Genomic DNA, 12,556 nt, shown 5'->3' with positions numbered 1-12,556 from the left:
GTAATGGCTGTTTTGTCAGTGGCTAACTCTTAGGCAATTATTGGCCCCATCTAGGCTAAATACTAATGGGGTTACATATGTTTGGATTTTTCAAAACGCGGCCAGACCAACCACTGATGGATGGTTCTACCGAAGAGATGCAAAAAAAATATAAACGTTATCAATGGCAAGTCTTCCTTGGCTTGGTATTTGGCTACGCTGTGTTCTACGTGGTTCGTCTAAGTCTGGGGGTGGTCAAGAAGCCCATGCTGGATGCGGACATAGTCACCTTGTCAGAACTGGGTATCATGGGATCGGCGTTCTTCTTCACCTATGCGATCGGTAAGTTTTCCAACGGTTTGCTGTCAGACTACGCCAACATAGGCAGATTTATGTCGATCTCCCTTTTGCTGTCGGGGGTGACAGCAATCGCTATGGGAATGAGTACGGCCAGCTTTTTCTTCATCCTGCTTTGGGGCCTGAATGGCTGGTTTCAATCAGTGGGCTCGGCACCTTCATGTGTGTCGCTGTTTCAGTGGTTCTCGCCTAAACAAAGAGGCAGTCGCTATGCGCTCTGGGCTGGTTCACGTAATATCGGCGAGGCGATTACTTGGATTTTGACCGCCTCTCTAGTGAGCTATTTTGGTTGGCAAGCCGGTTTCATCGGTGCTGGTATTGCGGCAATCGCTGCGGCTCTGTGTATGCTTATCGTACTCAAAGATCGCCCGCAAACCTATGGTCTGCCGGACCCTGCTACCGCCTTCGGTGAAGAGCCTGAATCTAAGAAGAAAGCATGCCCAGAGGATACTCGCAAGGCACAGATATTTATTCTTAAGCAGCCGACTCTTTGGTTGATAGCTGCGGCCTGTGCCATGATGTATGTTTCCCGTTATGCCATGTCTTCTTGGGCTGTCTTGTATCTGCAAGAGGTGAAGGGTTATAGCCTGCTGGATGCCGGATTTGCCATGTCGGCTTATCCTATCGCAGGTTTGGTGGGTGCTATTTTGTCGGGGATGGTTTCGGACAAGATATTCAATTCTAATCGACACATTCCCACCTTGATGTACGGTATAGCCAATATCGCTGGTATGTGTCTGCTGTTCTTCGGACCAAGCAGTCACATGGTCGATGCCGTAGCATTAACCATGATCGGCTTCGCAATCGGTGGTTTGGTGGTATTCCTAGCGGGCCTAACAGCTTGTGATCTTATGCCTCAGAAGGCTGTTGGAGCGGTAAAAGGTTTTATCGGTCTGTGTGCCTATATGGCTGCATCTATGCAGGAACTGGTGTCGGCATCTCTGATTGATATCCAGACTATTAACGGTGTAGAGGTATATGACTTCACTCAGGCTCAGTATTTTTGGCTAGCCTCTTCGGTATTGTCGCTGTTCCTCGCTCTAACGGTATGGAATGCTAAGAAAGTGACTATGGATGATGACAGTAGCGAAGCGCTGGAGGAGAGTAAACGCTTGTCTGTGTGAGTATAGTTGGCAGCTCCCTCTGTACTAGTGGGAGTTTCTGATAAATTAGAGCCTGTTCCATAACTGAACAGGCTCTAAGAGCAGAGAATCTCTGCAGGGGCGGAATTTATGCCTCAGCCATTAGAGGCTAAAAAGTTTCAGTTTGTCACTCCAGACTTCACCGACACTAGCGTCCATTGGAGACCAGGCAATATCCTCGACAAAGCCTTTAATCGAATAGTGATCGCCATCTTGTTTGATTAAACTTATCACGGCTCTAACATCATTGGTTCCGGCCGAATTTCTCATCTCTATGATGAGCTCTCCCGATGAATTTACGTTCCAATGGAAATCTTCAACCATGGGAGGCTCGACATCATGTTCCGTTATGCTACCTGTGCCATCGGTATTGAATACAAAAATGGTTTCTATGGTGCCGTCTGAGTGGTAGCTTTTTAATCTATGGTTGGCTATGACATCGGTGGAAAAAGATACGAGTTCACCATCGCGGCAGTTAGCGACGAGAGCTTGGTACTCTGCAAAAGTTCGAGTGGTTCCCTCTTTAGGGCGATCGTTTACTTCGTCCCAGTCTGAATCCCCATCACGACAAATAAAGTCACCGGCATCAGGCTCTGGCGGAGTGACATGATTAAGTAAGCTGAGATCGACCTGGTTCAAAATGTCATTCTTGGCGATGAGATTATATACCCACTCATCGTCATCAAACTCTTCTCCAGATTCAACAAATTCCCCTCGACGAACTGCACCTTGATATTCTGCCAGTAGCAGTACATTATCCTGATCATCATTGTCGCCAAAGTCTTGAATATTTTCCGGCATGATTAGCAGGAATAACCTTTTGCCATGTACCAAGGTATCTTGCCAGCTGCTGGTTGCAATCAAGCTGGCGACATTGACAACTTCTCCTGAGTCACTCTTGGCTTGCCACTCAATTTTGTAGAAATTAGAGGTCCCATTAGCAAGCATCTCTACAATCACTGAACGACTGCCATGCCAGGCAACGTGCGGACCGACAATCTTGTTGACCATGCCGTCGGAAGCCGTCGCTGAGACTAAGCTGTCTAATGTGATCGCTGGACCATCCATCTCGCTGCCAGCGGTATGTGCCCAAACACTATTACACATACCCTCGACCATATGCTCAGGCTCACAGCCATCCCAATTAAAGATGGTGTAGATATCATTGGTGTTACTAAAACTGAGCTCGAATGCTTCAGCACCTTCAGCGAATGTTGCAGCTTCTGGGAGCGCCTTGTGCCAAAGTTCTCCATTATTCTCTTCGAGGAAGAGCTTAATATTCAGACCTGAAATGGATAGCTGTTCCGCAGTTAGGGTCTCACTGAGTATGGGCAGATCTTTATTGATCAAGGTTATGCTGCCATCATCGTTAAGATCGCCGATGGCAAAGTTATCACTACCCATAATCCAGCCTTGTTCTGTAAGGATTAAATCTTCATCTTCTAGGCTGGAATCGTCAGCAACAAATACTCCTTCAACTAGCTTAAAGCGGGTTTCGGACGTTGTCTGCGTATCGAGATCATATAAAATTGTGGCATACCTGAGGTCAATCATGCCGCCATGAAACCCGCCTTCGAAGATATTGATACCATCGCTTGAAACTAATTCAGTTAGGTTGGCTGCGGCCGCTTGAGCTTCGGCGTCTCTGATAGCGACCTGATCTTCCAGGTTATCAGTTGGTACTGTGCTGGCATTTGTGACCTCGTCTGAGTCTACAACATCGTCCGGGTTAAATTCCCCCCCTTGATTTTCGACAAATTCAATTTCATTTACGATAATTTCCAGTGCATCTATGATCTGATCGACAATTAAACCTATGACATCATCTAGGCTGAGCCCTGCGGTATCGGCCGCAACTTGCACCGCAGCTAAGTTATTGGCGATGATCTGGGCCGTCACCTGTGCGATATGGTGTAAGCGTTGATATTCTTCCTGCTCTTCACTGCCCAGTTCATCGTTAACTTGCTGGGCGACATAATCTTGGGTGAAATCTAGACTGGTGCCCAACAGAGTCTGCAGACTAGTTTCTGCATCACTAAGCTCGCTGCCTTGCTCGACTTCATTTTGCACCATAGTGGTTAAAGGACTGACGAATTCATATCCCACCGGAGCCGACATGGTATAGGGTTGAGTGATCGCTTCTCCGGTATCTTCGTCGATGACGCCGACTGTGACTTCAACCAGCAAGGGGAAGCCGTCTATCTGCTCTTGTGTTGCCCCAGTAATAGTGAAATCACCACCGGCGGTGCTCGTGGTGCTAGGTTCATCCGGGTCACAGGTTTTATTCAGATTCAGGTCTAAACAAACCGTGGCCCCCACTAAGTAACCATCGGCAACTTTACCGGTTTTAGTTACAGCGGCAGGTTCTGGAATGCTGGGATTGGATTCCTTAGCATAGTCACTGCCACTACAGGCACAGAGAATTGAGCCGGCTAAGGAGATTAACAGTAATTTTTGTATGTTCATCAAGTCGCTCCATTGATCTAGATGGGATGGGTCAATATCCGTTGAAAATAGACATGAGTATTTATGACTTGTAATGAAACAAGCCGTTGCTATTAGCGCGGCACCGATGGGAATCTAGATCGGCTTATTATTAGAATTGATAGCTAGACTAAAGGTAGTGCTTGATGGCCGAACGCGCCAACCTCTGGAATGATTTTTACCTAGCTTACATCAGATTTTCCCTTAGGAAAGTGCTGCTATAAGGGCTGGATTGACAGTAATCTCGAGTCTAAATAGCGTGATACTGGAGAGCAGACTGAACAGATCACAGATGTCGGCTAAGAGATAAATTAGCCATAAAAAAAACCGGCTAAAAGTGCCGGTTTCTTTGATAAAGCAGCCTGAATATTATTCTACGTTCTGGATCTGCTCGCGCATCTGCTCGATTAGTACTTTAAGCTCTACCGCAGCAGCAGTTATCTCTGCGCTGATAGATTTAGAGGCCAGCGTGTTCGACTCACGGTTGAACTCCTGCATCATAAAGTCGAGACGACGGCCCTGGGCGCCACCTTTCTTGAGGATGCGCTGGGTTTCTGCGACGTGGGCGTCGAGTCTGTCCATCTCTTCTGCTACATCCATCTTCTGGGCGAGAATGACCATCTCTTGCTCCAGACGGGCAGGATCGAGTTCACCGGTGATCTCGGCTAGACGATTAGTCAACTTATCACGCTGCCATTGCATTACTGTAGGCATGTGCTCACGAACGATAGCAACTTGTGCGACTATGGCGTCCAGACGAGTCTGTAGCATGGTATTGATAGCTGCACCTTCGCGGCCACGGGCTTCGATAAACTGGTCTATGGCGCTGTCGAAGGCAACCAGTAACTCCTTGGATAATGCATCCATATCTTGCTCTGAACCCGACATGACACCAGGCCACTTGAGGATGTCGACTAGGTTTAGTTCGCCTTGACCCGCTTCCAGTTTGACCCAGTTGGCTGCGTTTACTAGCTGTTTGGCAAGCTCTTGGTTGAGGTGCAGTTCGTTGCTCTTGTTGTCGGCAAGATCGTACCTGAGATTAACTTCGATCTTTCCACGGTTTAGACGCTTGCGCAATCGGTCACGCAGTAAAGGCTCAAGGCTACGAAAATGTTCAGGCAGACGCAGATAGGTCTCAAGATAGCGTTGATTGACTGAGCGGATTTCCCAGGAGGCATTGCCCCAGTCTGCTTTGTGCTCGATACGTGCGTATGCTGTCATGCTTTGGATCATGGTTTTTCCAATTGTTTAACCGTGAAAGTGATCTGGGATTATAGACCTATGGCAGTAATGGTCAAAGTAAAGCAGTGCAGCTTTATTTTTCAGGGCTAAATAACATGGCATCCATGGCCACATGCCCTTATACTACTCAGCCAAAATAATGCAGTAAAAATCGCCAATCGATTCGTGAATACAGGAATTATCTATGCGCCCTAGTGATAGAACGCCAGCTCAATCTCGTCCAGTGACGATCACTCGTCAGTTTACAGCTCATGCTGAAGGCTCTGTTTTAGTCGAGTTCGGCGAGACCAAGGTACTTTGTACTGCTAGCTTCGAAGAGGGCGTACCTCGTTTTCTTAAAGGAAAAGGTCAAGGTTGGGTTACGGCTGAATATGGCATGTTGCCTCGCTCGACTCATACTCGCATGAACCGTGAGGCGGCCCGTGGTAAGCAATCTGGTCGTACTCAAGAGATCCAGCGTCTTATCGGTCGCTCACTACGTGCAGCCGTGGATATGAAGGCCCTAGGCGAAAACACTATCGTTATCGATTGTGACGTGATTCAGGCAGATGGCGGCACACGTACGGCTGCTATTACCGGTGCTTGTGTTGCTTTGGTTGATGCACTCAACTGGGCGCGTGGCAAGGGTATCTTGAAGACTAACCCGCTTAAGTTCCTTATCGCTGCGGTAAGTGTTGGCATCTATAAAGGTGAGCCAATCTGTGATCTTGAATATATCGAAGACAGTGCAGCTGAAACGGATATGAATGTGGTCATGACCGAAACCGGTAAGATGATCGAGATCCAGGGCACTGCCGAAGGCGAGCCATTTAGTCATGAAGAACTACTTAGTATGTTGGAACTGGCTAAGCACGGTATTCGTGAAATAGTCGATGTACAGAAAGCGGCATTGAACTAAAATTGAATTAAAGATAACAAGGACCCTGACGGGTCCTTTTTTGAATAAGAAAGTGTTATTCAAATCAATATTGAAAAGTTAAATTGAGGAGAGATTGTGAAAGCCTATCAGCGTGAGTTTATCGAGTTTGCCTTAGAGCGTCAGGTGTTGAGATTTGGCGAGTTTACGCTTAAATCCGGCCGTATCAGTCCCTATTTCTTCAATGCCGGTCTGTTTAATACCGGGCGAGATCTAGCACGTTTGGGACGTTTTTATGCGACCGCTTTGGTCGATTCTGGCATAGAGCATGATCTGCTTTTCGGTCCTGCTTATAAAGGGATCCCAATTGCGACTACGACTGCAGTTGCCCTATGTGAGCATCATGATATCGATATGCCATATTGCTTTAACCGTAAAGAGAAGAAACAGCACGGTGAAGGTGGCAGCTTAGTGGGTAGCGAGCTAAAAGGTCGTGTCATGCTCGTCGATGATGTGATCACTGCCGGCACTGCGATTCGTGAGTCCATGGAGATCATTCAGGCCCATGACGCTTCGTTAGCGGGCGTGCTTATTGCTTTGGATCGTCAAGAGAAAGGCAAGGGCGAGTTATCTGCTATTCAGGAAGTTGAGCGTGACTTTGGCTGTGAGATCATCTCAATCATCAAGCTGGGCGATCTGATCAACTACTTGTCTGAAAAGCCGGGCATGGAAGTTCAGTTAGCTTCGGTTAGTGCTTATCGCGATCAGTACGGAATTTAAAGCCTTCGAGCGTTCGCAGGCTCACTTCTAGAGCGCCAGCGAACAGACTTAGAGTAAAGGCTAAAATAAAAACGCTGCATTTATAATGCAGCGTTTTTTGTTTTCTGTAATAGCATTTTTCGAAACTCGAAACTCGAAACTCGAAACTCGCTAGTAATTTAATTACTTAAGAATTCTGCGCGGGTCGCTGGGTTTGATTTGAAAATGCCACCTAGTGCTGTGGTGGTCGTGGAGCTGGTGGAGTCCATGATGCCACGAGATTTAACGCAGTAATGTACCGCATCCATCTTCACCGCTACATCTTTGGTTTCCAATAAGGTCTGTAAGGCCACTAACACCTGCTGAGTGAGGCGTTCTTGCACTTGAGGTCGTTGGGCAAAGAAACGTACGATACGGTTAATCTTAGACAGACCTATGATGTTCTTACGTGGCAAATAGGCCACTGTGGCGAAACCATCTATGGTGACCAGGTGATGCTCACAGGTACTGGTGAGGCTGATATCCTTGACCTTAACCATCTCATCGAAGCCCATCTTATTTTCGATGACGGTGATCTTGGGAAAGTTGGCGTAATCTAAACCGGAAAATATCTCATCCACATACATCTTGGCGATTCGACGTGGGGTATCGATCAAGCTGTCATCGGTTAGATCCAGAGACATTAAGGTCAAGATCTCGCGCATATGATGCTCGATCCTCTCTTTTCGTTCCTCTGCGCTGAATTTTGAAGGTAGCATAGGTGTCTCGAGTCCTCGGGCTAGTAATGCCGTTTGAACTTGTATTGCTGACTCACTGAGCTGTGCTTCTTTCGATGTCATAGTTTCCTCCACTGTCCAGATAGTGGTTATTTCCGGTACGTTTTTATGTTTGATAATGTCGAGTGTCAATTCTATTTAGCCAACAGCCATGGGCTAGTTAGCATGGTCGTAGAATAACGAACTGATGGGGAGGATACCTTGAATCGATGATAAATTATACCCTGAAACTGTGGTGGAATAACAAAAAAGCCGATTGAGACAGTCGACTTTTCCGGGCTATTAGTGATTACAGGTCGAGACTCTCTCCCAAGAATGCCATCATGAGTTTGTAATATTTCTCTTGGTGTTTATCATTATAAAAACCGTGTCCCTCGTCATCCATAATCAATTTTTCATAGGGGTAGTTAATTTCTTGCAGTGCATCTTCAAGAGACTCAAACTGCTCTATAGGGGCTCGCTCATCTTCCCCTCCGTGTACCAATAACAATTTAACTTTGAGTTTGTCGACATTATGACTCGGAGACATTTTAGCTAGGATGGATTCGTCGGTACCGAGTACTTTTTTCAGGTACTCTCTACCAGCCTTTCGTCCCTGAACATCTCCCTCTTCAAACATCAACTCAAGATCATATACTCCAGCGAACCCAATAGCACATTGGAACAGATCTGGGGCCAATATGGAGCTTTGCAGCGCCGAGTATGCGCCGAAACTTCCACCGACGATACAGATCCGCTTTTTGTCGACATATCCTTGCTCTATGACATAGCGAGTGGCGTCTATGATGTCATATTGAATCTTAGCGCCCCACTCCTGATGGCCGGCATGCTCAAAGCTAGCTCCATAGCCGCCAGAGCCTCTAAAGTTTATCTGCAGTACGGCTGCACCTTGACTGGCTATGAGTTGACTCTGATTATCGAACATCCACCAATCTCTGGGGCCGTGGGGACCGCCATGAGGGTTTACTACCAGAGGTAACCTTTTTGCTTCCAGTCCCTTGGGCAAGGTGAGGTAGCCATGAATCAACTGACCATCTCGGCTGGTGAAGGTGATAGGTTTCACTTCAGCCATCAGCTCAGGATCTAGCCATTTTTTTTGAGAAACAAGATACTCAAGTTTTACCGTTTTACTGTTAAACAGATAGTAATCACCTGGATTTCTATCATTAAATGCCTTGATAATAAATTGGCTACCATCCTTGGTTTCACTGACCAGTTGGATCTGATGCCCCGGTAATGCAGCCAGTAGCTGCTTAACATATTTAGCATGTGTGTCGTTGGTATCGACAAACTCGTAGCTTGGATAGCCATTTTCATACTCAACGGCGTAGAGTTTTTTAGTTATTTTATTGAGCCATATATTTCTCGGGTCAACAACTTCATCTTGGCTTATGAGCTTTTTCGTTCCGGTTTTAATGTTGACAAGGTACACGCCTTTGGGCTTGCCATTCTCACTACCCAGCACATATACACTGTCGTTATTTTCGCCAAAAGCGATTGGAGTCATCTGGTTAAGATTTAGATTGAGTTCATTTGTTTCTATCCATTTACTATCTTGTCGATAAAAGAGAGTGGAGCTGATGTAATCTTTAGTACCGCTGACAAAATGAACCTGGCCTTCATCGTCATTGAGAAACCTTGCATAGGGAATGGGGGCTGTGGTGATTTTTTTTCGTGTGCCCTTGTAGACATCGACTTTATAAACCCTTTGTTTGTTTTCTGCCGTGTTACTTCCGCCAGATCCCCAAGGTAATGCCTGGACTAGCATAAAACGTTCGTCCTTAGGCAGTGGGTCTAAGATGTAGGCTGTTGCGCGAATGGGGGTGTTTTTTTTCATCCTTGAGCCCGTTTGCATTTCAGATCCCTTATAGCCAAAAAGGTATTTAGCTTGGGAACCATCGGCATTTACGGCCATCAATTCACCATGGTATTGCGGGTGATCCTTCCAACCTTTCAGGTATTCTTTTTGTAATACAATTCGCTCATGATTGACCCATTCATAGTCGCCGACCTGAGCATTTCCAGGGAAACGAATAACATGTATTGGTTTTTTGGAGATAGCATCTAATACTATCAGCATCTTCTTGCCCTCTTTCGAGGTTATGACGCTAAGGTATTCTCCATTAGGAGATATTTTGACATTAGAGTACTCGGCTGAACGGCTAAATTTGGCAATCAGATCGTTTATTTTAGCTTGGACTACTAAGCTATTTAGCAGTAGACAGGAAAAAACAAACCACTTAATTAGTTTCATGGAGACATCCTTGTTTCATGTTTTAATTTATATCGACGCATATGCTCTAGATAAAACTAAAGCGCAAAATTAGTGTTATGGAGACATTCTTGTTATATGTTTTTGTTGGTTTTTACGTATATGTCACAAGGTGAGGATAAAATAAACTATCGGGATCTACAATTGAATTTTGCTAGAGTGAGCAGCCTTCATCTAGGCTGCTCATTGGGGAAGTGAGCTTAGCTTTGTAAAAGTTGCTGTTGAATAAATATCCACTGTTGATCGAAGTGTTTAGTCGGTTTTAACTTGAAATCGCTGCGAACAAATTGAGCTATGCGTCCTTCGGCAACGGCTAGTAATAGATTGGCCAGAATCGCCTCGTCCAGTTTGAAGCCTTTACCTTCACGTAAAGTTTTCTCTCGGAGGATCTGCTTTAGATGAGTCTCAATCTTAGAAAATATTTGATTAACTCGGCTGCGTAGGCGCTCGTTTTCACCCAGGAGGGCATCGCCATTGAGAATTCGTGAGATCCCCGGATTACGCTCGGAGAAGATAAGCAGCAATTGTAGCAATAGCTGGCAGCGTTTCATGGTGTCTTTTTCTTCATCCATGATGAGGTTGATACGTGAAAGCAGCGACTCTTCGATAAAATCTATCAAGCCTTCAAACATGCGTGCCTTGCTGGGAAAATGACGATACAGGGCTGCCTCGGAAACACCAACTTCGGCAGCTAGCTTGGCTGTGGTAATTCTTTGTCCTGGATTGGTTTCTAGCATAGTTGCCAGAGATTGGAGAATATGTTCACGGCGATTAATTTTAGGGCTTGCAGCCATTTAGTTTTCCTTCACTCGAATATGACAGGAGCTAGGTGATGCCTTCACTTACCCTTGTATGGGTCTTGGTAGGTGAGTGTCACTTTTATTGATTATGCTCAGTTATCTATTATTGGCAATTAGGGGGTCTACTTGGTACCTGAGTGGCCAAATCCACCTTCGCCACGACTCGAATTATCAAATTCATCGACAAGCTTAAATTCAGCCTGTACTACAGGTACAAATACCAGTTGGGCTAACCTATCACCTATCTCTAAGGTAAAGGGTTCACTGCTTCTATTCCAGCAAGAGACCATGAGAGGACCTTGGTAGTCGGAGTCGATTAGTCCAACTAAATTCCCAAGTACGATTCCATGCTTATGGCCCAGGCCCGAACGGGGTAAAATGATAGCCGCAAGTTTGGGGTCGGCAACATGAATCGAAATACCGGTTGGAATTAAGATTGTTTCACCCGGCTTAACGATCATACTCGTTTCAATCATGGCCCTAAGGTCCATACCCGCACTGCCTGGGGTTGCGTAGGCTGGGAGGGGATACTCAGAGCCGATACGTGGATCGAGGATTTTAACTTCTATGGGTGTCTTCATTTTTTATCATCTTTCAAAATGGCTATGCGTTCGGCTAGGATGCCGAGTAATTGGCTAGCTAAGGTTTGTTTATCGGTCGGTGGAAGATCTTTTTGGCCCTTGGCCCAAATGACCTTGAGTGCATTATTGTCTGCATTGAAACCGAGTTCAGGATTAGACACGTCATTGGCGGCTATCATATCGAGCTTCTTACGCACTAGTTTATCTCTAGCGTAGCGTTCGACATCTTGGGTCTCGGCGGCGAAACCTAAGGTAAAGGGTCTGGGGTTATGACTGGCAACGGTGGCTAAGATATCAGGATTTCTTATCAAGGCAAGCTGCATATCATTGGATGATTTTTTTATCTTATCTGTTGCTATATCTGCCACTCGATAATCGGCAACAGCGGCGCAACCTATGAAGATATCATGAGTGTCGACTCGGCTCATCACCGCCTCAAGCATGTCTTGAGTCGATATGACATCGACTCGCTTGACCCCCAAAGGTGTCGCCAAGTTAACTGGTCCGGCGATTAAGGTGACCTGGGCGCCCATGTCGGCTGCCGCTTTAGCGATGGCGAAGCCCATCTTTCCCGAGCTATGGTTGGAGATATAACGTACAGGGTCGATGGCTTCCCTTGTCGGTCCGGCTGTTAGTAATAGAGAGTGGCCCGCAAGTAATTTTGGTGCGAAAAACTGCACTGCCAGAGCGACGATATCTAAAGGTTCGAGCATGCGTCCCGGGCCAATCTCGCCACAGGCTTGGCTACCCGATGCGGGTCCCCAAATCTTAAGACCGCGTTTGGCTAGGTTTGCTAAGTTATCCTGGGTCGCCTGATTGCGATACATTTGCTGATTCATAGCCGGGCAGAGTATTACCTGGGCTTCGGTAGCTAAGCACGTCGTGGTTATAAGTTCATCGGCCATACCTGCATTTATTCGTGCGATCAGGTTAGCAGTCGCCGGAGCGACAATGACAAGGTCTGCCCAGCGAGCCAGTTCTATATGCCCCATGGCCGCTTCAGCTGTAGTATCGAGTAGATCCGATGCCACCGGATATCCGGATAAGGCTTGTAAGGTAAGCGGTGTGATAAATTCCTTCGCGCTCTGACTCATGACTACACGGACGTCAAAGCCACGCTCTTTGAGGCGTCGGATAAGATCGGCTGATTTGTAGGCCGCAATTCCGCCGCCTATAGCGAGTAGGATATTTTTATTGTTCTGACTTGGGGTCTTACTTTGGCTCATACTTTTGCTCATAGACTGGGGCTCATAAGAATGGCTCATGAGCAACAATGCCGTCGCTAAATTGAATTACCGCTTAAGATAT

The 12,556-nt window shown here is 46.4% G+C and carries 10 protein-coding genes; 3 read left to right on the top strand and 7 right to left on the bottom strand.

Annotated features, from left to right (window positions below):
- The first annotated feature begins 77 nt into the window (after positions 1-77).
- Positions 78-1,460 (top strand): MFS transporter, encoded by a 1,383-nt coding sequence (locus SVI_RS19230; protein WP_013053331.1) that lies wholly within the window; start codon positions 78-80, stop codon positions 1,458-1,460.
- Between the two features lie 120 nt (positions 1,461-1,580).
- On the opposite strand, the gene SVI_RS19225 is transcribed toward SVI_RS19230, so the two are convergent.
- Positions 1,581-3,944, bottom strand: a complete 2,364-nt coding sequence (locus tag SVI_RS19225; RefSeq protein WP_041420113.1) for a hypothetical protein — start codon at positions 3,942-3,944, stop codon at positions 1,581-1,583.
- Between the two features lie 387 nt (positions 3,945-4,331).
- Entirely contained in the window at positions 4,332-5,195 is an 864-nt protein-coding gene (locus tag SVI_RS19220) for a YicC/YloC family endoribonuclease (protein ID WP_013053329.1), read from the bottom strand.
- A 193-nt stretch (positions 5,196-5,388) separates the two neighbouring features.
- Here SVI_RS19220 and rph point away from each other — a divergent pair, with 193 nt between their 5' ends.
- Positions 5,389-6,102, top strand: coding sequence for a ribonuclease PH (gene rph / locus SVI_RS19215; protein WP_013053328.1), 714 nt, complete (start codon positions 5,389-5,391; stop codon positions 6,100-6,102).
- Positions 6,103-6,198: 96 nt separating this feature from the next.
- Complete coding sequence (gene pyrE / locus SVI_RS19210; RefSeq protein ID WP_013053327.1) at positions 6,199-6,840, top strand: orotate phosphoribosyltransferase; 642 nt, start codon at positions 6,199-6,201, stop codon at positions 6,838-6,840.
- A gap of 158 nt (positions 6,841-6,998) precedes the next feature.
- Here the strand turns inward: pyrE and folE are convergent, their stop codons facing one another.
- From folE to coaBC, 5 genes are all read right to left on the bottom strand, one after another.
- Positions 6,999-7,658 (bottom strand): GTP cyclohydrolase I FolE, encoded by a 660-nt coding sequence (gene folE / locus SVI_RS19205; RefSeq protein WP_013053326.1) that lies wholly within the window; start codon positions 7,656-7,658, stop codon positions 6,999-7,001.
- A gap of 226 nt (positions 7,659-7,884) precedes the next feature.
- Positions 7,885-9,849: an alpha/beta hydrolase family protein gene (locus SVI_RS19200; protein ID WP_013053325.1), complete on the bottom strand. Its 1,965-nt coding sequence runs from the start codon at positions 9,847-9,849 to the stop codon at positions 7,885-7,887.
- A 218-nt stretch (positions 9,850-10,067) separates the two neighbouring features.
- Positions 10,068-10,661, bottom strand: coding sequence for a nucleoid occlusion factor SlmA (gene slmA / locus SVI_RS19195; protein ID WP_013053324.1), 594 nt, complete (start codon positions 10,659-10,661; stop codon positions 10,068-10,070).
- Positions 10,662-10,789: 128 nt separating this feature from the next.
- A complete protein-coding gene (gene dut / locus SVI_RS19190; RefSeq protein WP_013053323.1) occupies positions 10,790-11,248 on the bottom strand; it encodes a dUTP diphosphatase in 459 nt (152 codons plus the stop codon).
- On the bottom strand, positions 11,245-12,474 hold the full coding sequence (gene coaBC, locus SVI_RS19185; RefSeq protein WP_013053322.1) for a bifunctional phosphopantothenoylcysteine decarboxylase/phosphopantothenate--cysteine ligase CoaBC: 1,230 nt from the start codon (positions 12,472-12,474) through the stop codon (positions 11,245-11,247). Before coaBC ends, dut begins: the two co-directional genes overlap by 4 nt.
- Between the last annotated feature and the right edge of the window lie 82 nt (positions 12,475-12,556).

Origin of the sequence: Shewanella violacea DSS12 (genome assembly GCF_000091325.1) — a bacterium.
GTDB lineage: Bacteria > Pseudomonadota > Gammaproteobacteria > Enterobacterales > Shewanellaceae > Shewanella > Shewanella violacea.
The sequence above is the reverse complement of the archived record's forward strand: the minus strand, read 5'-3'. Positions and strand labels throughout refer to the sequence as shown.

Coding starts and splice junctions, on each gene's coding strand:
- slmA (WP_013053324.1), bottom strand. CDS start 10,661: ATGGCTGCAAGCCCTAAAATTAATCGCCGTGAACATATTCTCCAATCT.
- folE (WP_013053326.1), bottom strand. CDS start 7,658: ATGACATCGAAAGAAGCACAGCTCAGTGAGTCAGCAATACAAGTTCAA.
- coaBC (WP_013053322.1), bottom strand. CDS start 12,474: ATGAGCCAAAGTAAGACCCCAAGTCAGAACAATAAAAATATCCTACTC.
- SVI_RS19230 (WP_013053331.1), top strand. CDS start 78: ATGTTTGGATTTTTCAAAACGCGGCCAGACCAACCACTGATGGATGGT.
- SVI_RS19225 (WP_041420113.1), bottom strand. CDS start 3,944: ATGAACATACAAAAATTACTGTTAATCTCCTTAGCCGGCTCAATTCTC.
- rph (WP_013053328.1), top strand. CDS start 5,389: ATGCGCCCTAGTGATAGAACGCCAGCTCAATCTCGTCCAGTGACGATC.
- SVI_RS19220 (WP_013053329.1), bottom strand. CDS start 5,195: ATGATCCAAAGCATGACAGCATACGCACGTATCGAGCACAAAGCAGAC.
- SVI_RS19200 (WP_013053325.1), bottom strand. CDS start 9,849: ATGAAACTAATTAAGTGGTTTGTTTTTTCCTGTCTACTGCTAAATAGC.
- dut (WP_013053323.1), bottom strand. CDS start 11,248: ATGAAGACACCCATAGAAGTTAAAATCCTCGATCCACGTATCGGCTCT.